Here is a 20,126-nt window from a genome sequence, read left to right as displayed (position 1 = left end):
GCGGCTGCACTACGCGCGCACCTGCCGCCAGTGGGTGGAGCGCCTCCAGGCCCGTGCCGACGAAGCCCGGGCGCTCGCCGGCGAGCGCACCTACCGGACCTGGCTGCTCTACCTCGCGTGCTCGTCGATGGCCTTCGAGGGCGGCTCGATCGGGCTCTACCAGTTCCTGCTGCGCAAGCAGTGGAACCGGGTGGGCTCTGCCGGGCCCACGACTCGCGAAGACCTCTACGCCTGAGCCGCCCGCCCGCCGCATTCGCTCGCGCCCCCGGCCTCCGGGTGGGATAATCCCGGGAGCGTCGCACAGCTCTCGCTCAGGAGGCTCGATGACTACGGTCGGACGCAGGCCCGCGGTCGTCGCCGTGTGCATGCTCGCGGTGCTCGCGGTGGGAACGCCCGCAGGGGCGGTGGAGTACCGGCTGAAGGTCGCGAGCATCTTCGACCAGGCGATGATGTCCTTTCTCAGCCGGGGCGAGCTGGATGACGGCGCCACGGGGCCCGGTTTCCAGCGGCTCGCGGCGCAGCTGGACCAGGGCAGCGGAGACCGCGGGATGAATGTGACCCATCGCCCCCTCAACGCCGTGCCCGATAGCATCGCGCGCGCCTGGGGTGGCGTCGCCATCCGGGCCCAGATCGCCCGCGGCGGCGTCGTCTCGTACTGGGACGAGGTGCGCTGGGACGGCAGGCCCGGCGAGCGCAGCATCTGGATCGTCAAGCCCAACGGCCGGGAGAGCCCGCAGGCCGTGAGCCACGTCGTGCTCAAGGGCACGACGCCGCCGACGCTCTACCAGCCGTACACGGCGGCGTGCGGCACGACCCGGCTTCCGGTGATGCAGCTGGGGATCCCGCTCATCGCCTTCCAGGAGTGGCGCGGCGACGTGTGGGACAAGTACGTCGCCAAGAGCCTCAACCTGAGTCACGGCATCGGCGCCGTGGTCGGCGTGAACAACAACGCGGTGATGGCGAACCTCGTCTACATCATCGTCGAGCAGGGGCCCACGCCCACCACCTTCGAGGTTGTTATCACCTGGAGCGACAGCAATGCGCAGGCGCCCGGAGGCGGTGGTCCCGTTCTCGGCACCTTCTAGGCCCAGGCGCCCGGCCCGCGCGCTCTCCTGCGCCCTTGTGTTGCTCGCGGGCGCTCTCCTCCGGCCGGCTCTCGGCGCCGGGGGGGAGGGCGCGCCCGCGCTTCCGCCGGGCGTGCCGCCTACCGAGCTGGCGCGGATCGAAAACGTGCTGGCGAAGGCGACGGTTTCGACGCGCGTCGAGATCGAGCCGTACCCCCTGCGGCTCGCCGTCTTCGACTACCTGCTCGACCACCCGGAGTTCGCCACACAGGTGACGCGGGCGCTGAAGCTGGCGCGCTACCGCATCTGGCGCACCGCCGACGGCCTGAACCTCGACGACGGCTGGGGCGTCACGGGGCTCATCACGCCGTTCTACGGCGAGGGCGGTCTGCGCGTCGTCTACGCGCGCGGGCGCTACGAGCAGAGCGTGCTCCCCGACATCCGCGGCCAGGCCGTGATCCTGCTCCACTACGCCGACGGCCCAGGTCCCAACGGCCGGCCGGCGCTCGCCACCTCCATGGAGGTCTTCGCGCAGCTGGACAGCGCGATGGTCGCCACTTTCGCCGGCTCGATCGCGAAGTCCAAGGCCACGAGCGAAGGGCTGCACGTGCTCAAGGTCTTCTCGCGCCTGTCCACGCACCTCGAGCGCCGCGCCGACGAGGTGCTGGCCGAGCTGGGTCGGCGCCCCGAGGTCTCGCGCCAGGAACTCGAAGGGTTCCGCCGCCTCCTCAAGCGCTAGCAGGCGGCCGATAAGGGCCCATCTGCGCCATTTAGCATGAAGACTCTTGGGGCGCCCTCGGCCGCACGCTCGTGGCCGTTCGAGCTGAGGGGCGGAGCCCCGAGGCGAGGGCTGAGACAGTGGTACGCCTCGCGTGCGGCCTTCGGGCGCCGCCTCGCATCTGGACCCTTCTCAGCCGCCTTCGAGCTTTTGGATCGGGTGTTAGAAATCCGACGAGGATTGGCGGTCCAGGATCCGGTCCCGCACATGGCGGCCGAGGGCTGCCGCGTAGCGGCGCAGCCGCTCCGGCATGTTGCTCTGTCCGGCCGGCGCGGGATCGAGACCGAAGACGGTCTTCGAAAAGTTCAGCGGCCCCTGTACGGCCCAGATCTCGTCGTGGGCGTTGGGCGGGAGGATCCGCGCCGGGTCGCCCACGGCAACCCAGCCGATGGGCACGACGGCGTCGGGGGCGAGCACGGTCTTGATGTGGACGACCCCGTTGATGCGGACCGTGCTCCGGGCGCCGATCCGCGCGCCGTTGAAGACGGAGGCGCCGGTGGCGACGAACACATTGTCCTCGACGGTGCAGCCCGAGAGATGGGCGTGAGGTCCGACCAGGACGTGGTCGCCGATCCGGAGCGGATGGGCCTTCGTGCCGCGCAGGACCGCCTGCTCCATCACGACGCAGCGCGAGCCCAGGATCACAGAGCCGCCCTCGGCGGTCAGCACCGCGCCGAAGAGGATGCGGCACTCCGGCCCGATCGTTACGTCGCCCGACACCGTCGCGTTGGGGGCGACGTAGGCGCTCGCGTGAATGCTTGGACGCCGGCCTTCGTGTTCGAGGAGCATGAAGCCTCCGCCCAGGCTCAGGGGGTGAGCCAGCTGAGCAGGTAGGGCACGCTCAGGATGAGGAGCGTCCCGACCGCCGCGACGATGAGCACCACACGGAACCATCCCGCCGCGAAGAGGGTATGCGACCCGGGCGCCGCGAGAGGCTTCTCGGCCAAGCTGAAGAGCGCGACCAGGGCGAGGATGAGCCCCCACGAGAGCACGATGATCCCGAGCGGCCGGATCCAGGGAGGCAGGCCGGGGACGTGGATGGGCAAGCGCGCCCCGATGGTGCCGAGCAGCACGAGCGCGGCGACCAGCCACCGTCGCGTGCGCCACCACACGACCCAGGCCAGGGTCGCATACATGGCGAACGCTCCCACGTCGAGCGCCAGGCGCCAAGGTCCGCAGGTCTTGGGCGAGCCTTCGCACTTGACGAGGACGATCGCGAACCAGATCCAGACCCAGGCGACGAAGAAGACGAGCAGGACGAATGCGAAGAGAGGCATGCGGCCGCCGAAGACTTCCGGCGCCAGCTTCCACCAGGCGCGGCCCATGATGAAGGCCGCGGCCACCACGCCGATCCAGGCGAGGGCGTGCACCGGCGTCTCGGCCGGGCCGAGCGCGGGCAGGCGCGCGAGCGCGATCACGGCGAACAGGAATATCCCGACGAAGCCCACGAAAGACGCCGTCCTATAGGGAAGCAGGCGCTGTGGCATGTGCGTCTCCTCTCAGGACGCAGGGGCGCCGTGGCGCCCCGCGCCGCCGGCGAAGCGTGCCGCGCCTTCGAAGCTCTCGCCCGAGTCGATGGTGGCCTTGCCAAGCTCGAACTCCCGCGCGAGCGCGGCTCCGAGATCCATCCCGAAGGTTTCGTAGACGGAGCGGCGGTCGCTTATGACGCAGTTGGGAGGGAAGGCGGCGATCTCCTGCGCGAGCGTCTCGGCCGCCTCACGGGCTTGTCCGGCCGGCACGACGCGGTTCGCGAGGCCGATGCGCTCGGCTTCGGCCGCTCCCACCGGTCTGCCGGTGAGGATCAGGTCGAGAGCGCGGCTCATGCCGATCAGCCGCGCGAGCCTGATTGTCCCGCCATCCACGAGCGGCACGCCCCACCGGCGGCAGAAGACGCCGAAGGTCGCCGTCTCCTCCATCACGCGGAGATCGCACCAGAGCGCCAGCTCGATGCCGCCCGCGACGGCGTAGCCGGAGACCGCGGCGATGACGGGCTTGGAGAGCAGCATGCGCGTCGGGCCCATCGGGCCGTCGCCCGTCGCCTTGACCCGGCTGCCCTCGCTGCCGAGGGCCTTGAGATCGGCGCCCGCGCAGAAGGTGCCGCCCGCTCCCCAGAGCACGGCCGCGCGCGTGGCGGGATCGGCCTCCACCGCGCGAAAGGCCTCGGCCAGGGCGCGGGCGGTGTGCCCGTCCACGGCGTTCTTTCTCTCGGGGCGGTCGATGATGACAGTGCCTACAGCCCCGCTTTGCTCGACCCGGACTGACATGACGCGAGCCTCCATGGCTTCAGCGGGCCGGGGGCTGGGCGCCTGCCAGGTAAGCATCCAGCGCGGCCTGGGACGTGAACTCGGGCGTGGTGTCCGGCACACCGAGATAATACACGGTGAGCGTTGATTTCCGGGCGCGCCATTCGGCCTCCGTCGCGTAGAGGTGGATCTCGCGCCGCGGAAAGTCCGCGAAGCCCGCGCGGGGGCTCTTGACGTCGGCCCGCGCCCCGAGCGGCACGCCCTCGACGACCGCGGTGCGCCGCCCGGTAAAGGGGTTCACGCCTTCCACGCGGAGGTACGCGTAGCGCGCCATCGGATTGCTTATGCGGGTGACGACGACGGTCTCCTCCTCCGTCGGCGCCCGGAGCACGCCCCAGACGATGCCGATGCCGGGAGAGAGAAACACCGAATCGCCGCCATGAACGGTTTCGACTTGGGCCCAGACCGGGGCCCAGACCGGGGCCAGCAGCGGCAGCACCAGGAGGGCGATGAGGATCACGCTCCACCCTCGAGGATCCAGACGCCGCTCGAGGGCACGTCGAGGGTGACGGCCTCGCCGGGGGCGAGGAACCCGGAGCCGCCCGCGCCGTAGCCCGTCACGTGAAGGGTCTCGCCGCCCACGCGGACGTGGTACTCGACCTTCTCACCGAGGAAGGTCCGCGATACGACCGTTCCTCTCAGGCCGGCCCCGCCGGTTGACATGGCAATCGACTCGGGGCGAAGCACGAGCGTGACGGACGCGCCGAGGGCGGGCCTCGCGCCCGAAGCCGCCACGCGGAACCTGTGGCCCTCGACTTCGACCTCGACCCCGGCGTCTCCCGCGGCCGTCACGCGCCCGCGCAGGAGGTTGGTCCTGCCGATGAACTGGGCCACGAACTCTGACGCGGGACGGTGGTAGAGCGTTTCTGCGCTGCCCTCCTGGACGATGACGCCCTGGTGCATGACGGCGATCCGGTCGGAGATCGCCATGGCCTCCTCCTGGTCGTGGGTCACGTAGACCGTCGTGATGCCGAGCGTCTTCTGGAGCCGCTGGATCTCGCCGCGCATCTGGATGCGCAGCCGCGCGTCGAGGTTCGACAGCGGCTCGTCGAAGAGGAGTACCCGGGGTCTCACGACGATGGCCCGCGCCAGCGCCACCCGCTGCTGCTCGCCGCCCGAGAGTTGGTGAGGCATCTGGCGGTCGTAGCCGGCGAGCCCCACGAGGTCCAGCACTAGGCCGACCGCGCGTGCGATCTCGGCATCGGCCTGCCGCTGGACGCGCAGCCCGTAGGCGACGTTCTCGAAGACGGTCAGATGGGGGAAGAGCGCGTAGCTCTGGAAGACGAAGCCGATGCTCCGCTGGTTGGCCATGAGGCGCGTCACGTCCTGGCCGCCGATCCACACGCGGCCGGCGTCGGGCTCCTGAAAGCCCGCGATCATCCTGAGCGTCGTGGTTTTTCCGCACCCGGAGGGGCCGAGGAGGGTCAACAGCTCGCCCGGACGCACGTCCAGGCTCACGTCGCGGACGGCGTAGACCAGGCCCTTGACCCGGTGGTCGAAGCGCTTGGAGACGCCCTCGAGCCTGATCGCGACGGGGGAGGGGCTAGCCACCGAGGAAGCTCGTGACCTGGAGGTTGCCCGCCGACTGGAACCGCCGGAGCGCCCAGGAGATTGCCGCCATCACCACGAAGACGATGGCGACGACCAGCACGGAGAAGGCCGCGGCGGGGCCGAGCGAGAGCTCCGTCATGTTCTCGAGGATGCGCACGGTGATGAGCGTCCAGTTGATGGACACCAGGAAGATGGTCGCGCTGATCGCGGTCATCGAGCGGATGAAGACGACACCGAGCCCCGCGAAGAAGGCGGGCAGGATGAGCGGCAGGGTGACGCGCCTGAAGGTCATGCCGCTACGCGCCCCCAGCCCCTGCGAGGCCTCCTCGATGCTGGGATCGATCTGCTGGAGGAGCGCCACCGTCGCGCGGATGCCCGTCGGGCTGTAGCGGAAGACGTAGCAGGCGACGATGATGAGCGCCGTGCCTGTGAGCGCCAGCGGGGGGCTGTTGAACGCGATCAGGTACGCGATGCCGACGATGGTGCCGGGCAGGGCGTAGTTGATCATCGAGACCATCTCCATGGCCTGCCGCCCGGGGAAGCGCCGCCGCGCCACGAGGTAGCCCACGAGGACGCCGAAGAGACCGCCCAGCGGCATGCCCACGCCCGCGATGATGAGCGTGTCGTGGATGGCCTTCCACCCTTCCGTGAAGATCACGTGGTAGTGCCGCCACGTGAGCGCGTGGTTGGCGCCGAAGGCCATGACCACGGAGGCGTAGAAGAGGAGCGCGTAGAAGTAGGCGATGACTACGGCCACGGCCGCGCACGCCGCGGGCAGGAGCCGCCGCGCCCACGGCGCCACGCTCTTGGTGACCGTCGCGGGCCCGGCCTTGCCCGTGACCGTGACGTAGGCGCCGCGGCCGACCCAGTAGCGCTGGAGGAAGTAGACGGCCGCCGCGGGCACGAGGAGCGCGAAGGACAGCACGGCGCCGCCCTTGAAGTCGAAGAGCCCCGTGATCTGGAGATACGCCTGGGTCGGCAGCACGGGGAAGCTGTTGCCCGCCAGGATCAGCGGCGTGGCGAAATCCGCCAGCGAGGCGGCGAAGAGCAGGAGGAATGCATTGGCGAAGCCCGGCACCGCCAGCGGCAGCGTCACCGTCCTGAAAACCCGCCAGCGCGAAGACCCGAGCGAAAACGCCATGTCCTCCACGTTGGGATCAATCGCCGCGAGAATCGGCCTGAGGGTCAGGTACGCGATGGGGAAGTAGGTCAGCGTCTCGGCGAAGAGCGTGCTGTGCAGCCCGTAGGCCGTCGCCCCCTTGATCCCGAGCAGGTGATAGGTGATGAGGCCGCGCGGCCCGAAGGAGAAGATCATGGCGATGGCCGTCGTGAAGGGCGGTGAGACGAGCGGCAGGAGCGTGGCGGCGTCGAGCGCCGCGAGCCACCAGCGCCCGAGCCCCGCGCGCGCGGCGGTGTAGGCGAAGAGAAAGCCCAGCGCCGTGCCGCCCGCGGCCACCAGCGCCGCCAGCAGCATGCTGTTGGCGAAGGCCTGGCGGTGGTTGGGGTCGCCGAGTACGGACCAGACGTGGCCGAGCGAGAGGCGGCCGCCTTCGAAGAAGGCAAGCCAGGTCAGTCGCGCCAGCGGGAAGAGGACGAAGAGCCCGAGCAGCGCCCAGAGAACGAGGACCGTCACCAGGAGAGCGGGGTCGCGCCCGAGCCGCCTCACGGCGGCCGTCATTCCTTCGCGTTCAGGACCTCGCTGATCCAGCGGTTCACGACGCGCTTACGGTTGGCGCCGGCGTAGGCGTCATCGATGGGGAAGATCTTGGCGCCCTTGAGCACCTCCGCCAGGGACGGTTCGACCTTGACCTCGGGGCTCGCCGGCACGAAGTTGATCTTGTGCTTGGCGAAGAGGCTCTGCATGGCGGGGCTGGTGGCCCAGTCGATCAGCTTCTTGCCGAGCTCGGGGTGCTTCGCGCCCTTGAGGAGCGCGATGGCCTCGGCCGAGGTGCCGATGCCCTCGCGCGGGAAGCTGATGACGACGTCGTACCCCTTGGCCTTGGTGTCGAGCGCGTCCACGATGAAGAAGATGCCGCCGCCCGCCTGGCCGAGACCGACGGGCAGCGTTCCGCCGCCGCCGCTCTTGGTGTAGACCTGCACGTTGCGCCGGAGCTTCTTCATGTAGTCGAAGGCCTTGTCCTCGTTCCGCCCGTTGACCTCGATGATGGAGAAGATGCGCGTCACCGCCGTGCCCGAGGTGCGCGCGTCCGCCATCTGGAGCATGCCCTTGTAGGCGGGATTCAGCAGGTCTTCCCACGACGCGGGCGGCTTGAGGTTCGCCTCCTTGAGGAACTTTGCGTTCGCCATGAAGACGAGCGGGTCGTCGGCGATGGCGACCCAGTAGCCCTCCGCCTGCTTGAAGCGGGCGGGCAGGGTCCCAAAGGAAGGGGGCTTGTAGGGCTCGAAGATGCCCTCCTTGATGCCGGCGGCGAAGGTCTCGACGGGGCCGCCGAAGAGCACGTCCACCTGCGGGTTGCCCTTCTCCGCGATCACCCGGGCCAGGGCCTCCCCCGAGGAGAAGCGCACGAAGTTCACCTTGATCCCCGTCGTCTGCTCGAACTCCTGGAGCATGGGCCGCGCCCAGTTCTCGGGCCAGATGGAGTAGGCGTTGAGCGTGTCGGCGGCCGCGGCGGGTGAGGCGAGCGCGGCGGCGGTGAGAACGGCGACGGCGAGCCGGTACAGCCCGGCGAGGGCACGTGACATTGTAGACCTCCCTATCGGCGCGGTGGGAGCCGGCGTCAGTTGGTGCGAGTTGCCGCGAATCTAGACCGGGGTTGCGGGGCTGTCAAGGCGCCTACTTGACACGGAGCCGCCTTGGGCCGATTCTCCCACCACCGAAGGAACAGGGAGCCACTCGAACCCACAGCAGCGCGGAGGAACCACGATGAGCGAACTCACTCGACGCGATGTCTTGAAATTGGGCGGCGCCGCCGCCGCGGCCGGGCTCGGCTTCCCGGCCGTCCTCCGGGCCCAGGCGAAGGAGATCCCCATGCTGGGGCTCTGGTCCTTCACGGGCGCATTCTCCGACGTGGGCCCCGTCCTCGACCGCGGCATGAAGATGGCCCTGGAGGAGCGGGGGATGAAGATCCAGGGCAAGAGCATCAAGTACATCACCCGCGACGACGAGACCAAGGCGGGCAGCGCCACGCGCCGGGCCGAGGAGGCCATCGACGCCGACGGCGTGAAGTACATCATCGGCCCCTGGTCCTCGGGCGTCGCCCTGGCCGTGTCGGAGGTCGCCAAGCGGAAGAAGACCTTCCACTACTTCAGCGGCGGCACCGAGGACATCTCGGGCGCGCGCTGCCACCGCTACTCGTTCCAGTGGGCGGCGAGCCCCTACACGGCCGCCAAGACCGTGGTGGACACCTTCATGCAGGCCAACCCCAAGGCCAAGCGCTGGCACCTCCTGGTCGCCGACTACGCCTTCGGCTGGTCGGTGGAGAAGTACATCAAGGAAGTGGGCAAGGGGCACGGGATCGAGTTCGTCGGCGCCGACCGGCACCCGCTCGGCGAGCGCGAGTTCTCCAACTACGTCACCAAGGCGGCTGCCAACAAGCCCGACGTGGTGGCCATGATCAACTTCGGCCTCGACGCCGTCACCGGCGCGCGCGAGATCTTCAACTTCGGGCTCACTCCAAAGGTCCCGCTGATTTTGACGTGGTCCTCCGGCGTCGAGGAGCTGGTGCAGCTCAATCCGGAGATCCGCGAGAACATGTGGGTCGGCTCGAACTTCTACTACACCGCCGACACGCCCGTGGCGAAGGAGTTCGTGAAAAACTACCAGGCCAAGTTCGGCGGCCCTCCCGGCTACGCGCCGGCCGCGGCGTATGGCATGACGCGGATGATGCTCCACGCCATGGACAAGGCCAAGTCCACCGAGGTGCCGGACGTGATCAAGGCCTGCGAAGGCCTCGAGGTGGAGGATCTTGTCGGGCGCATGCGCGTGGACCCGAAGACCCACCAGACGCTGCGGCCGTACTTCTTCATGCGCTGCAAGAAGAAGGACGCCATGAAGAACCCCATGGACTTCGCCGACATCGTCGCGACGGGCTCGACGCCGCTGCCGGCCGAGTACGCCGCCTGCAAGGACATAGGGACATTGTAGGGCGCCCCCCTCACCCTGCCCTCTCCCCCGATCGGGGAGAGGGTCCTGAACTCCCTCTCCCTCGGAGAGGGAGAGGGCCGGGGTGAGGGTGGGGTGACATCGTGAACGTTTCCCTTCTCTTCAGCCAGATCCTCAACGGCCTCGCCACCGGCATGCTCTACGCCCTGATGGGCATCGGGCTCAGCATCATCACGGGCGTGCTCAACATCCCGAACTTCGCCCACGGCGCCCTCTTCGCCCTCGGCGCCTATTTCCTCTACACGGTGATCCAGCTCGTCGGCAACTTCTGGCTGGCCCTCGTGCTCGCGCCACTCGGAGTCGGGCTCCTGGGCGTGCTGATCGAGTACGGCGGGATCCGGCCGCTGTACAAAGCCGGCCACGACTATCAGCTCCTGCTCACGTTCGGGCTCTCGCTCATCGTTACGGAGGGCATCATCATCGTCTGGAGCCCCGTCGGCATGAGCCAGCTCCCGCCGCCTCTGCTGCGGGGCGGCGTCAACCTCGGCATCACGTTCTACCCGAAGTACCGCCTCTTCGTGATGGTTGCGGCCGCGCTCCTCGTGCTCGGCGCCTGGCTCTTCCTCGAGAAGACGCGCTACGGCGCCATCATGCGCGCGGGCATCGAGGACAAGGAGATGGTCTCCCTCCTCGGCATCGACATCCACCGCCTCTTCACCGCGGCCTTCGCGATCGGCTGCGTCCTGGCCGGGATCGCCGGCGCCCTGACCGCCCCGATCCGGGGCCTGAACCCCTGGATGGGCGTGGACATGCTCGGCATCGCCTTCGTCGTCGTCGCGCTGGCGGGGCTCGGCAACCTGCTGGGGTCCATCGTGGCGGGATTGCTCGTCGGCCTGGCCCAGAGCCTCGTGGCGCTCTTCTGGCCCGAAGCCTCTGTGGCTGTCATCTTTGCCGTCATGGCCGCCGTCCTCCTCGTGCGGCCTCAAGGGTTGTTCGGCATCCGATGAGCGGGAGCACGAAGGCGTGGCTGGCCATCCTGGCCGCGGTCGTCCTGCTCCCGGTCTTCGTCCGGCACGCCATCGCCACTGAGATCTGGATCTTCGCGATCTTCGGACTCGGCCTAAATCTCCTCATGGGCTACACGGGATTGCTCTCGTTCGGCCAGGCCACATTCTTCGGCTCGGCTGCGTACGTGGCCGGGTACCTGCTGAAGTACTACGGGGTCAACGTCCTGCTGGCGCTCGGCGTCGGCATCGCGGTGGGCGCCGTGTCCGCGGCCGTCGTCGGCTACCTCTGCGTCCAGCGCTCCGGCCTCTACTTCATCATGCTGACCTTCGCGCTGAACCAGATGTTCTACTTCACGGCCTACCAGTGGACGACCGTGACCGGGGGCGAGGACGGCATGCCCGGCATCCCGCGCCCGAGCGTTCTCGGCCTCGACATCCACCCGCCGCTCGCCTACTACGCGGCCGTTGCCCTGCTCTTCCTCCTCTCGCTCTGGGTCATGAAGCGCATCGTCGAGTCGCCGCTCGGCAAGATCCTGCAGGCCATCCGCGAGAACGAGCTGCGGGCGGAAGCCCTGGGCTACAACGCCCCCCGCATGAAGCTTGCCGCCTTCGTGGTGGGCGGCGCCTTCTCGGGGCTGGCCGGGGTGCTCTACGCCATGCTCTTCGGGATCGTGCCGCTGGAGTCCATCGGCTTCGTGTTCTCCGGCAATGTCGTCTTCGCCACGCTCATCGGCGGCTCGGGCTCCCTCTACGGGCCCGTGATCGGCTCGTTCGTGTTCATCTGGCTATCGGAGTCGGTCAGCTCCATGTGGGCGCGCTGGCCGCTCCTGCTCGGCGTCGCGTTCGTGGTCGTGGTGCTGTTCTTCCGGGGCGGGGTCGTCGAGGCGTGGGCGCGCTTCTGGGCGTGGCGCGCGGCGCATCGTGCGCCCGCCGCCGCGCGGGCCGATGCCCCTCGTTAGGACCGAGCTCCTGACGAAGTCCTTCGGGGCGCTGACCGCCGTCAACGCGGTCACGCTCGAGGTCGAGGAGGGCTCGCTGCACTCGGTCATCGGGCCCAACGGCGCCGGCAAGACCACGTTCTTCAACCTGCTGACGGGACAGCAGGCGCCGACGTCGGGCCGGATCATCTTCGACGGCCGCGACATCGCCGGAACGCCGCCGCACGGCATCGCCCATCTCGGCATCGCGCGATCGTTCCAGCGCACGAGCATCTTCCCCACGCTCTCCATCCTGGACAATGTCTGGCTCGCGGCCTTTGCCCGGCAGGAATCCTGGCGGGGACTGGCGTGGCGCCGGGCCGACCGTTACCCGGAGCTGACCCGGCGGGCGCTCGAGGTGCTGGGGGAGGTTGGGCTTGGCGAGAAGGCGGGTCTGCCGGCCCGCGAGATCTCTCACGGCGAGCAGCGGCAGCTCGAGCTGGCCATCGCGCTGGCGGCGGCCCCTCGTCTCCTGCTGCTGGACGAGCCCGCGGCGGGGCTGTCGCCGGACGAGACGCAGAAGATGGTCACGCTCGTGCGCAAGCTCAAAGGGCGCTACACCATCCTGCTCATCGAGCACAAGATCGACGTCGTCATGACCATGTCCGACCGGATCTCGGTCATGCATTTCGGCAGCGTGATCGCGGAAGGCACCCCGGCGGAGATCCAGCGGAATGCGGAAGTCCGCCGCGCCTACCTGGGGGGCGTCCCCGCGTCATGATCCTGGACGTCCCATGATCCTCGACATCCGGGGCATCGACACCTACTACGGGCTCGGCCACATCCTGCACGGCCTCTCGCTGCGCGTGGGCGAGGGCGAGGTCGTGGCGCTCCTGGGGCGCAACGGCGCGGGCAAGACCACGACGCTTCGCTCCATCACCGGGCTCACGCCGCCCCGGAGCGGCGAGATCACCTACAAGGGCGTCAACATCGCCGGTCTCCCCGCCCACCGGATCTCCCGCCTCGGGATCGCGCTGGTGCCCGAGACCCGAGGCATCTTCTCCTATCTCACGGCGCGAGAGAATCTCGAGATCGCGCGCCGGCCGGGCTCGCGCTGGCCGATGGAGAGCGTGCTCGAGCGCTTTCCGAAGCTCCGCGAGCTGCTGGACCGCAAGGGTCGCTTGCTCTCGGGCGGGGAGCAGCAGATGCTGGCCATCGCCCGCTCCCTGCTGACCGGGCCGGAGCTGCTCCTCCTGGACGAGCCGTCCCAGGGGCTGGCGCCGCTCGTGGTCGAGACGGTCATGGGGACCGTTCGCGAGCTCAAGCGCGAGCGCGTCAGCATGCTGCTGGTCGAGCAGAACGCCGAGATGGCGCTCGGGCTGGCGGACCGCGTCTACGTCATCGACCACGGGACCATCGTGTTCGAAGGCACACCGGACGCGCTCCGCGCAGACCACAAGATCACGACGACGTATCTTGGTGTAGGCGGCTGATGGCTCCGGCGTAGGCGGCTGACATGGACATCCTGGCCGCCCATGCCGCCCGCCACCCCGACAAGGCCGCGCTCATCGAGGGCGACCGGGTGTGGTCGTGGGCCGAGCTCGTTGCGCGCCGGAACCGCCTGGGCCACGCGCTCCTGGGGCTCGGGCTCGAGCCGGGCGCCACCGTCATCGTCTACGCCGCCAACTCGCTCGAGCACTATCTCGCCGGCACAGGCGCGCGGGCGGCCGGCCTGATCCCGGTCCCGATGAACCACCGCCTCGTGGCGGAGGAGGTCGCCTACATCCTCGATCACTCGGACGCGGCGGCCGTCTTCGCGAGCGACCAGTTCCTGCCAATCTGCGAGGCCGTCCGCGCCGGTGCCCGGAAGGTCAGGCACTGGATCCTCATGGGCGCGGAGCGGTGCGACTGGGCCGTGCACCTCGACGATCTCTTGGCGCAGGGGAGCCCCGAGCCCGTCGAGCTGCCGTCAGGCGCGGCCTTTGGCGCCTCCATCATCTACACGGGCGGGACTACGGGGAAGCCGAAGGGCGCGCTCCGCCGCGGCATCGACCCGCAGGGGCTGATGGAGACGCTGGGCGCGATGGACCTCCTCGACCCGAACCACGTCCACCTGGTCGCGGGCCCCATGTACCACTCGGCGCCCGGCGGCCTGGCGCTCTACGCGCACATCGTCGGCGCCACGGTCGTGATCATGCCCAAGTTCGACCCCGAGCGGGCGCTCGAGGAGATCCAGCGCCACCACTGCACCAGCACCTTCATGGCCCCGACCCTGCTCAAGCGCATCGTGGACCTGCCCGCATCCGTCCGGGCCCGCTACGACGTATCCTCCATGAGGGCCATCATCATGGCGGCGGCGCCCTGTCCGATGAGCGTCAAGGAGGCCGTGGTCGAGTGCTTCGGTCCCGCGCTCTACGAGTTCTACGGCTCGAGCGAGCTCGGGGTGAACACGGTCCTCCAGCCGGAAGACGTGCTGCGAAAGCCCGGCTCCTGCGGCCGCGCCGCGCCGGGCAAGGAGATCGCCCTACTCGACGACGACGGCAGGCCCGTGCCCGTGGGCGAGCCCGGCGAGCTCTACGTCAAGCAGTTCTCCGGCATTCTCGACGAGTACTACAAGGATCCCGACGCGACCGCCCGGCTGCGCCGCGGGGACTGGTACTCGGTGGGCGACGTCGCGTACATGGACGCCGACGGCTTCTACTACATCTGCGACCGCAAGCGCGACATGATCATCTCGGCCGGTGTCAACATCTACCCCGCCGAGATCGAGGACGCGCTCCACCGCCACCCGGACATCCAGGACGTGGCCGTCTTCGGCGTCCCCGACGACGAGTGGGGCGAGCGCGTCCACGCAGCCGTCCAGCCCCGCCCGGCCGCGCGCTTCACCGCCGAGGACGTGATCACGTTCGCGCGCCGGCACCTGGCCGGCTACAAGGTCCCGCGCGAGGTGACCTTCCACAACGACTTCCCGCGGGATGCCGCGGGCAAGCTTCTCAAGCGCGTGCTCCGCGAGCCCTACTGGGCCGGCCGGGCAACCCGCGTGTGAGCGCGCCCGATTGCGCGGTCTTCGATTGCACGTCGGGCACGGCCGCGGTAGGCTCTAGCCCGTGAAGCTGCCCCCCGCGCCGCTCACCGTCAAGATCACGGTCCTCATCGTCGTGGTGCTGATCGTGGGTTTCGGCATCTCCACGATCCTCTCCATCCAGCGCGAGGCCGACCTCCTCGTCGAGCAGAGCAAGGTGGCGGCGCGCCGCCTCACGGCCGCGCTCACCGCCAACATCGAGGCCGCCATGCTCCAGGAGCGGCCCGACATCGCCCGCATGCAGATCATGGAGATGCAGAAGAACACGCCTGTCGAGGGGCTGACCGTTTACCGGCGCAACGGCGTCGAGGCCTTCACCGACACGGCCACGCTCCGGCAGGTCGCGAAGGAGGCCGACCTGCCGAAGGGCGTCATGGCGAGCATCGAGAAGATGGCGCGGCCGGCGGGGCCGCCGATGACCGGGCCGCTCTTCCAGCGGGCCGTCGACACGCTCAAGACCCAGGAGTCCATCGACAGCGTCAACGGGCAGATGCTCTTCACGCTACACCAGCCCGTCGCCAACCAGGAGCGCTGCCAGGGCTGCCACGGCACCGACCACAAGGTCCGCGCCGTCGTGCGCGTGGCCACGTCCATGGAGCCCGTGTTGGTGGCCGTGCGCGAGCAGCGCAACCGGCAGATGCTGGTGGCGTTCCTGACCATCTTCGCTGCCGCCGGCGTCCTCGCGCTGGTCATGAGGCGCGTGGTGGTGCGGCCCATCCAGGAGCTGGCGCAGGTGGCCCACAAGATCGGCGAGGGCGACTTCGCCGCGCGCGCCCGCACGACGTCGGGCGACGAGCTGGCGGGGCTGGGCTCGGCCTTCAACGCCATGACCGAGCGTCTGTCTACGGCCCAGCAGAGCCTCGAAACCCGCAACCGCGAGCTCGCGACCACGCTCGACGAGCTCCAGGCCTCGCGCCAGCGGCTCGAAGTGCTCGAGCAGCTCAAGGGCGAGTTGTCCAAGTTCGTGCCCGACGCCGTCAAGGAGCTGCTCGAGCGCGACCCGTCGGCGACCCAGCTGGAGAAGCACCAGGAGGAGGTCTCCGTCCTCTTCCTCGACATCGCGGGCTACACGCGTCTCTCCGAGCAGGTCGAAGCCAAGCGGCTGAACCAGCTCGTGCAGACGTACTTCTCGGCATTCCTCGAGATCATCCGCAAGCACCAGGGCGACGTGAACGAGACCGCGGGCGACGGGCTCATGGTGATCTTCCAGTCCAAGAGCCGCGAGCCCGGCCGCGGCCCCGTGGACCACGCGCTCAACGCCGCGCGCGCGGCCCTCGCGATCCGCCAGCGCACCGTGGAGCTGAACGAAGAGCACGCCGGCGTCTTTCCGTCCGTGGCCCTGCACATGGGCATCAACACGGGCGAGGCCTGGGTGGGCGCCACGAAGATCGGCGGCGCGGGCGCCCAGCGCTGGACCTTCACCGCCACGGGGCCCACCACCAACCTGGCCGCGCGCTTCGCGGGCTCGGCGCAGGGCGATGAGATCGTCGTCGGCCCCATGACCGCCGAGCGCGTCCGGGGCGTCTTCGTGCTCGAGAACCTCGGCGAGAAGAGCTTCAAGAACGTTTCGCAGCCGCTGAACGTCTACCGCATCATCCCCCCCGGGGTCTACGACAAGATCGCCTGAGTGGGGTCAGGTCTTGCATTCCGACATTTCCGCGCGAGTCTTGCCACACTGATTCACCGCACCCGGTCTGTGATGTCGGAATGCAAGACCTGACCCCACTACTGGCCGCCGGCACAATTGTTCCAGGAAGGGATGCTGACGCGGTAACCCGCACCCGGCGCCCGGATGGGTTCCTCGAAGTAGACATTGTCGTAGCCGCCCACGTAGCCGGGAATGAAGCCCGTGTTCTGGGCGACGACCCGGCCCTCTGCGTCGAGAGTCTCCACGAGGAGGCGGGGGATGCAGCAGCCGGACTTGGCTCCGTAGGTGATCATGTGGCCGACGATGAGGGGGCGGCCGGCCTTGTCCTGGATTGCCTGCCAGTCGAGAGTGATCGTGCCCGCGTTGCCCGAGATGGTGCTCCTCTCCGCATGCGCTGAGCCCGCGCCCAGTGACAGGACGCAGGCCAGAAGCGCCGCGCCGATCGTCATCCGTGATCTGACCATGGAGACCTCCACGCCCATTAGAAGCGCGGAGCGGACCGAAAGGTTCCGCCGACAGGCTAGATGCGGGGGGAAGGCCCCTCGCCCGGAGCGGGGCGCGGGGCGATGCGGCGGGCGATGAGCCGGGAGTGGCGCGTGATTTCGCGCAGGTAGTCGAGGATGCCGAGATACGCGCTCGAGGAGGCCGCGCAGCCCCCGCTCCCGTGAGCAGGAGCATGTCGCGCGCGTCGCGGAAGATGGGGACGAGGAGATCGCTCGGCAGCGGCGTTGTGAGCATCCTCGTTGATGCCAGCGCGTGCCGCGCGACTCGGCAAGCCCGAGGGCCGCAGACCTGCGATAAGGGCCCATCTGCGCCATTTAGCAAGAAGACTGTTGGGGCGCCCTCGGCCGCACGCTCGTGGCCGTTCGAGCTGAGGGGCGGAGCCCCGAGGCGAGGGCTGAGACGGTCGTACGCCTCGCGTGCCGCCGTCGGGCCCCGCCTCGCATCTGGACCCTTCTCGCCGGCCTGCTAGCGGCGGCCGCCTGCCATGCGCAGGGACTCGGGTGAGGCGCGAAGCCGGGCCATGGCGAGCACGCCCAAGGCCGGCCCCGGGGCCAGCATGGCGAAGGCCCAGCTCCACCCGACCACGCGCACCACCGGCGGGATGAGCCAGATGGAGACCATGGTCAGCGCGAAGCCCACGCAGGTCTGCGCCGTGAGGGCGGTGCCGACGTAGGTGGGCGGGGAGAGCTCCGTCACCGCCGTCGAGAACTGGGCCGAGTCGGCGATCACCGTGATGCCCCAGAACACGGCGAGAGCGAACGTGAGCACCGGCGGCCCGCCGAACGAGAGACCGATCGTTGCCGCGCAGAGGCTCGAGAGCGCCATGGCCGCCATCGTGAGCGCGGTCCTGCCCCAGCGGTCGGCGAGCGCGCCGCCCGCATAGGCGCCGAGCGCGCCGCCCAGCCCCATGGCGGCGAAGGTCGCCGCCGGGGCGTTGAGTCCCAGGTAGCTGCCGCCGCCGCGGGCCTCGAGGCTCGCCGCCAGGAAGACGCCGAGCCAGGCCCACATCGGGTAGAGCTCCCACATGTGACCGAAGTAGCCGAAGCACGCCAGCCGCGGTCCGCGCCCGCGAAAGACGGCGCCCGCCATGCGCAGATCGAAGCGCGCGGGCGGGAAGCGGTCGGGGCCCTCGGTGACGCAGAGCCAGACGAGCGCCGCCGCCGCGAGCGAAAGCCCCGAGGCCGCGAGCAAGGTTCCGCGCCAGGGCAGGTCGGTGAGGCCGCGGATCAGATGCGGCGCGGCCGAGCCCACGGTGAGCGCGCCCACGAGGATACCGATGGCGAGCCCGCGCCCCTCGCGGAACCATGTGGCGACGATCTTCATGGCCGGCGGATACGCGCCCGCCATGCAGAGGCCCGTCGCGAAGCGAAGGACGAGTGCAGGCGTGAGGCTCTCGATCCAGAGTGCGAGCGCGCCGTTGAGCGCGGCGCCCGCCACGGCGCTCCAGAGCATGAGCAGGCGGGGCGAGACGATATCGGGCAGGTTGGCGAGAGCCGAGCCCAGCGTGCCGAGGATGAAGCCCGCCTGAACGGCGATGGTGAGCCCCGCGCGCCCGCCGTCGCCGAGATGCCATTCGCGTGAGAGCGCGGGAAGCACGGCGGCGGCGCTGAACCAGAGCGACAGCGCGCCCAGCTCGGCCAGGGAGAGGAAGAAGAGCGCCCGCCAGCGTCCCTGGGCGGGGTCGGCCACGCCGGCTACTTGGTGAGGGTGTAGCCGCGCGTCTCGAGACACGCGTAGAAGGCCCGCTGGGTCTGGTTCAGGTCCTTGTCGTAGAGGTACGACCCGCCGAGTGTGGCGCCGATTCCGCCGCCCGCGATGGCGCCCACGGAGGCGCCCGTGCCGACGATGCCGCCGGCCGCGCCCGCCGCAGCGCCGAGACCCGCCCCTGCCGCCCCGCCGACGAGCAGGCCCACCAGGGCGCCCTCGGTCAGCGCCTTGTCGGGGTTGTAGTCGGTCTGCTTCTGCGCCTGGAGGTTGCAGTCGAACTTGTCGTTGTCCATCTGCTGGGACGTCTGGCCCTTGGCGGGGGAGACGACGTACCTCGGGACCTGGCCGGCGCACCCGGCGACGAGGAACAACACCGCCAGGCACCCCGAAAGACAGCGCATGCGGCTCGTCATGGCGCCACCGAGAATACCATCGTTCGGCGGGTTGACTAAACGCCGGCCTTCGCCTAGCATCCGAAACGTGGCCCCGTCAAAGATGACGCTCGACGAGCACCTTGCCCTGCAGCAGGCCCCGCTCGCCTCGGACCAGGCCCGCGGTATGGCCCTGGTCGTCAGCCGCATCGGCAGCGTCGCGGCCGTCATCGCCCAGGAGCTGGCGCACGCGGCGCTGCGGGACCAGCTGGGCTACGCGGGCGGCACCAACCTCACGGGCGACCAGGTCAAGAAGCTCGACCTCTGGGGCCACGACATCATGGCGGCTGCGCTCCGCAAGAGCGGGGCGTGCGCCGCGCTCGTCTCCGAGGAGGCGCCCGAGCCCATCGAGATGCACGAGGGCAAGGGATCGACCGGCCTCGTGGTCGCCTGCGACCCGGTGGACGGCTCCTCCAACCTCGACGTCAACGGCACGGTCGGCACGATCTTTTCCCTGCGCCCGAGCCGCGGGTGGGATCCGGCGGGGCCCGCGGCACTCGGCCCGGGCACGGAGCAGATCGCCGCGGGCTACGTCATGTACGGGCCCGCGACCACGCTCGTGTACACGGCCGGCAACGGCACGCACGGCTTCACGATGAACCGCGCCACGGGCGAGTTCTTCCTGACGCACCCGGACATCCGCATCCCGAAGAAGGGCAAGGTCTACGGCATCAACGAGGGCAACTTCTCGACCTGGCACCCGGGGCAGCGCGCCTTCGTGGAATACCTGCGGACGCCCGACAAGGCGACCGGACGCCCCTATTCGCTACGCTATTCCGGCGCCATGGTCGCCGACGTGCACCGGACGCTGCTGGAAGGCGGGCTCTTCATGTACCCCGCCGACATGCGCGACCCCGCCAAGCCCAAGGGCAAGCTGCGGCTCCTCTACGAGGTGGCGCCCATGGGCATGATCGTCGAGCAGGCGGGCGGACGCGCCAGCACAGGCACCGAGCGCGTGCTCGACCTCAAGGCCACGGAGTACCACCAGCGGGCGGCGATCATCGTCGGCAGCCCCGACGACGTTGCGCTCGCCGAAGAGTTCTACCGTCGGTGACCGAGAGAAAGGACGGG

The 20,126-nt window shown here is 69.6% G+C and carries 21 protein-coding genes; 11 read left to right on the top strand and 10 right to left on the bottom strand.

Translation table 11 applies throughout. The features are described from left to right. The 3 genes from Q7W02_25380 to Q7W02_25370 form a co-directional block, all read left to right on the top strand. Positions 1-235 (top strand): class I SAM-dependent methyltransferase (locus Q7W02_25380; GenBank protein MDO8479465.1); only part of this gene is annotated, 235 nt, incomplete at its 5' end. An 88-nt stretch (positions 236-323) separates the two neighbouring features. Further along, positions 324-1,085 carry a hypothetical protein gene (locus tag Q7W02_25375; protein ID MDO8479464.1) on the top strand — a complete coding sequence of 254 codons (762 nt, stop codon included), beginning with the start codon at positions 324-326 and terminating at the stop codon, positions 1,083-1,085. Continuing rightward, positions 1,039-1,803, top strand: a complete 765-nt coding sequence (locus tag Q7W02_25370; protein ID MDO8479463.1) for a hypothetical protein — start codon at positions 1,039-1,041, stop codon at positions 1,801-1,803. Before Q7W02_25375 ends, Q7W02_25370 begins: the two co-directional genes overlap by 47 nt. A 201-nt stretch (positions 1,804-2,004) precedes the next feature. On the opposite strand, the gene Q7W02_25365 is transcribed toward Q7W02_25370, so the two are convergent. Genes Q7W02_25365 through Q7W02_25335 form a run of 7 tightly spaced genes read right to left on the bottom strand, consistent with a single transcriptional unit; the run spans position 2,005 to position 8,399 of the window. Then, positions 2,005-2,631, bottom strand: coding sequence for a gamma carbonic anhydrase family protein (locus tag Q7W02_25365; protein MDO8479462.1), 627 nt, complete (start codon positions 2,629-2,631; stop codon positions 2,005-2,007). 17 nt (positions 2,632-2,648) lie between these two features. Further along, a complete protein-coding gene (locus Q7W02_25360) occupies positions 2,649-3,329 on the bottom strand; it encodes a hypothetical protein (GenBank protein MDO8479461.1) in 681 nt (226 codons plus the stop codon). 12 nt (positions 3,330-3,341) lie between these two features. Next, entirely contained in the window at positions 3,342-4,106 is a 765-nt protein-coding gene (locus tag Q7W02_25355; protein ID MDO8479460.1) for a crotonase/enoyl-CoA hydratase family protein, read from the bottom strand. Between the two features lie 19 nt (positions 4,107-4,125). Next, positions 4,126-4,605, bottom strand: a complete 480-nt coding sequence (locus tag Q7W02_25350) for a hypothetical protein (GenBank protein MDO8479459.1) — start codon at positions 4,603-4,605, stop codon at positions 4,126-4,128. Further along, entirely contained in the window at positions 4,602-5,696 is a 1,095-nt protein-coding gene (locus tag Q7W02_25345) for an ABC transporter ATP-binding protein (GenBank protein MDO8479458.1), read from the bottom strand. Before Q7W02_25345 ends, Q7W02_25350 begins: the two co-directional genes overlap by 4 nt. Beyond that, the gene (locus tag Q7W02_25340) at positions 5,689-7,374 is read right to left on the bottom strand and encodes an iron ABC transporter permease (protein MDO8479457.1); all 1,686 of its coding nucleotides are present in this window, start codon (positions 7,372-7,374) and stop codon (positions 5,689-5,691) included. The genes Q7W02_25345 and Q7W02_25340 overlap by 8 nt, the downstream gene beginning before the upstream one ends. Continuing rightward, positions 7,371-8,399, bottom strand: a complete 1,029-nt coding sequence (locus Q7W02_25335; protein ID MDO8479456.1) for an ABC transporter substrate-binding protein — start codon at positions 8,397-8,399, stop codon at positions 7,371-7,373. The genes Q7W02_25340 and Q7W02_25335 overlap by 4 nt, the downstream gene beginning before the upstream one ends. Before the next feature lie 181 nt (positions 8,400-8,580). Between Q7W02_25335 and Q7W02_25330 the strand changes: the two genes are divergently transcribed. From Q7W02_25330 to Q7W02_25300, 7 genes are all read left to right on the top strand, one after another. Further along, entirely contained in the window at positions 8,581-9,801 is a 1,221-nt protein-coding gene (locus Q7W02_25330) for an ABC transporter substrate-binding protein (GenBank protein ID MDO8479455.1), read from the top strand. Between the two features lie 101 nt (positions 9,802-9,902). Next, the gene (locus tag Q7W02_25325; protein MDO8479454.1) at positions 9,903-10,766 is read left to right on the top strand and encodes a branched-chain amino acid ABC transporter permease; all 864 of its coding nucleotides are present in this window, start codon (positions 9,903-9,905) and stop codon (positions 10,764-10,766) included. Then, positions 10,763-11,725, top strand: a complete 963-nt coding sequence (locus Q7W02_25320; GenBank protein MDO8479453.1) for a branched-chain amino acid ABC transporter permease — start codon at positions 10,763-10,765, stop codon at positions 11,723-11,725. Before Q7W02_25325 ends, Q7W02_25320 begins: the two co-directional genes overlap by 4 nt. Continuing rightward, entirely contained in the window at positions 11,712-12,464 is a 753-nt protein-coding gene (locus Q7W02_25315) for an ABC transporter ATP-binding protein (protein ID MDO8479452.1), read from the top strand. Before Q7W02_25320 ends, Q7W02_25315 begins: the two co-directional genes overlap by 14 nt. A gap of 13 nt (positions 12,465-12,477) precedes the next feature. Then, positions 12,478-13,176 carry an ABC transporter ATP-binding protein gene (locus Q7W02_25310; GenBank protein MDO8479451.1) on the top strand — a complete coding sequence of 233 codons (699 nt, stop codon included), beginning with the start codon at positions 12,478-12,480 and terminating at the stop codon, positions 13,174-13,176. Positions 13,177-13,199: 23 nt separating this feature from the next. Beyond that, positions 13,200-14,729 (top strand): AMP-binding protein, encoded by a 1,530-nt coding sequence (locus tag Q7W02_25305; protein MDO8479450.1) that lies wholly within the window; start codon positions 13,200-13,202, stop codon positions 14,727-14,729. 61 nt (positions 14,730-14,790) lie between these two features. Further along, on the top strand, positions 14,791-16,392 hold the full coding sequence (locus tag Q7W02_25300; GenBank protein MDO8479449.1) for an adenylate/guanylate cyclase domain-containing protein: 1,602 nt from the start codon (positions 14,791-14,793) through the stop codon (positions 16,390-16,392). Positions 16,393-16,490: 98 nt separating this feature from the next. Here the strand turns inward: Q7W02_25300 and Q7W02_25295 are convergent, their stop codons facing one another. The 3 genes from Q7W02_25295 to Q7W02_25285 all read right to left on the bottom strand — a co-directional run bounded on the left by Q7W02_25295 (position 16,491) and on the right by Q7W02_25285 (position 19,025). Then, positions 16,491-16,877, bottom strand: a complete 387-nt coding sequence (locus Q7W02_25295) for a hypothetical protein (protein ID MDO8479448.1) — start codon at positions 16,875-16,877, stop codon at positions 16,491-16,493. Between the two features lie 505 nt (positions 16,878-17,382). Next, complete coding sequence (locus Q7W02_25290; GenBank protein MDO8479447.1) at positions 17,383-18,606, bottom strand: MFS transporter; 1,224 nt, start codon at positions 18,604-18,606, stop codon at positions 17,383-17,385. A 5-nt stretch (positions 18,607-18,611) separates the two neighbouring features. Beyond that, positions 18,612-19,025, bottom strand: coding sequence for a hypothetical protein (locus Q7W02_25285; GenBank protein ID MDO8479446.1), 414 nt, complete (start codon positions 19,023-19,025; stop codon positions 18,612-18,614). A 79-nt stretch (positions 19,026-19,104) separates the two neighbouring features. Here Q7W02_25285 and Q7W02_25280 point away from each other — a divergent pair, with 79 nt between their 5' ends. After that, positions 19,105-20,109 carry a class 1 fructose-bisphosphatase gene (locus Q7W02_25280; protein ID MDO8479445.1) on the top strand — a complete coding sequence of 335 codons (1,005 nt, stop codon included), beginning with the start codon at positions 19,105-19,107 and terminating at the stop codon, positions 20,107-20,109. Positions 20,110-20,126 lie beyond the last annotated feature (17 nt).

Source organism: Candidatus Rokuibacteriota bacterium, from assembly GCA_030647435.1.
Taxonomy (GTDB): Bacteria; Methylomirabilota; Methylomirabilia; order Rokubacteriales; family CSP1-6; genus AR37.
This window is presented reverse-complemented; position numbering and strand designations above follow the sequence as displayed.

Bases quoted from the DNA above. Each gene is read 5' to 3' on its own strand.
- Q7W02_25320 (MDO8479453.1), top strand. From the start codon at position 10,763: ATGAGCGGGAGCACGAAGGCGTGGCTGGCCATCCTGGCCGCGGTCGTC.
- Q7W02_25315 (MDO8479452.1), top strand. From the start codon at position 11,712: ATGCCCCTCGTTAGGACCGAGCTCCTGACGAAGTCCTTCGGGGCGCTG.
- Q7W02_25375 (MDO8479464.1), top strand. From the start codon at position 324: ATGACTACGGTCGGACGCAGGCCCGCGGTCGTCGCCGTGTGCATGCTC.
- Q7W02_25305 (MDO8479450.1), top strand. From the start codon at position 13,200: ATGGACATCCTGGCCGCCCATGCCGCCCGCCACCCCGACAAGGCCGCG.
- Q7W02_25365 (MDO8479462.1), bottom strand. From the start codon at position 2,631: ATGCTCCTCGAACACGAAGGCCGGCGTCCAAGCATTCACGCGAGCGCC.
- Q7W02_25285 (MDO8479446.1), bottom strand. From the start codon at position 19,025: ATGCGCTGTCTTTCGGGGTGCCTGGCGGTGTTGTTCCTCGTCGCCGGG.
- Q7W02_25335 (MDO8479456.1), bottom strand. From the start codon at position 8,399: ATGTCACGTGCCCTCGCCGGGCTGTACCGGCTCGCCGTCGCCGTTCTC.
- Q7W02_25355 (MDO8479460.1), bottom strand. From the start codon at position 4,106: ATGTCAGTCCGGGTCGAGCAAAGCGGGGCTGTAGGCACTGTCATCATC.
- Q7W02_25295 (MDO8479448.1), bottom strand. From the start codon at position 16,877: ATGGTCAGATCACGGATGACGATCGGCGCGGCGCTTCTGGCCTGCGTC.
- Q7W02_25340 (MDO8479457.1), bottom strand. From the start codon at position 7,374: ATGACGGCCGCCGTGAGGCGGCTCGGGCGCGACCCCGCTCTCCTGGTG.
- Q7W02_25330 (MDO8479455.1), top strand. From the start codon at position 8,581: ATGAGCGAACTCACTCGACGCGATGTCTTGAAATTGGGCGGCGCCGCC.
- Q7W02_25360 (MDO8479461.1), bottom strand. From the start codon at position 3,329: ATGCCACAGCGCCTGCTTCCCTATAGGACGGCGTCTTTCGTGGGCTTC.
- Q7W02_25310 (MDO8479451.1), top strand. From the start codon at position 12,478: ATGATCCTCGACATCCGGGGCATCGACACCTACTACGGGCTCGGCCAC.
- Q7W02_25370 (MDO8479463.1), top strand. From the start codon at position 1,039: ATGCGCAGGCGCCCGGAGGCGGTGGTCCCGTTCTCGGCACCTTCTAGG.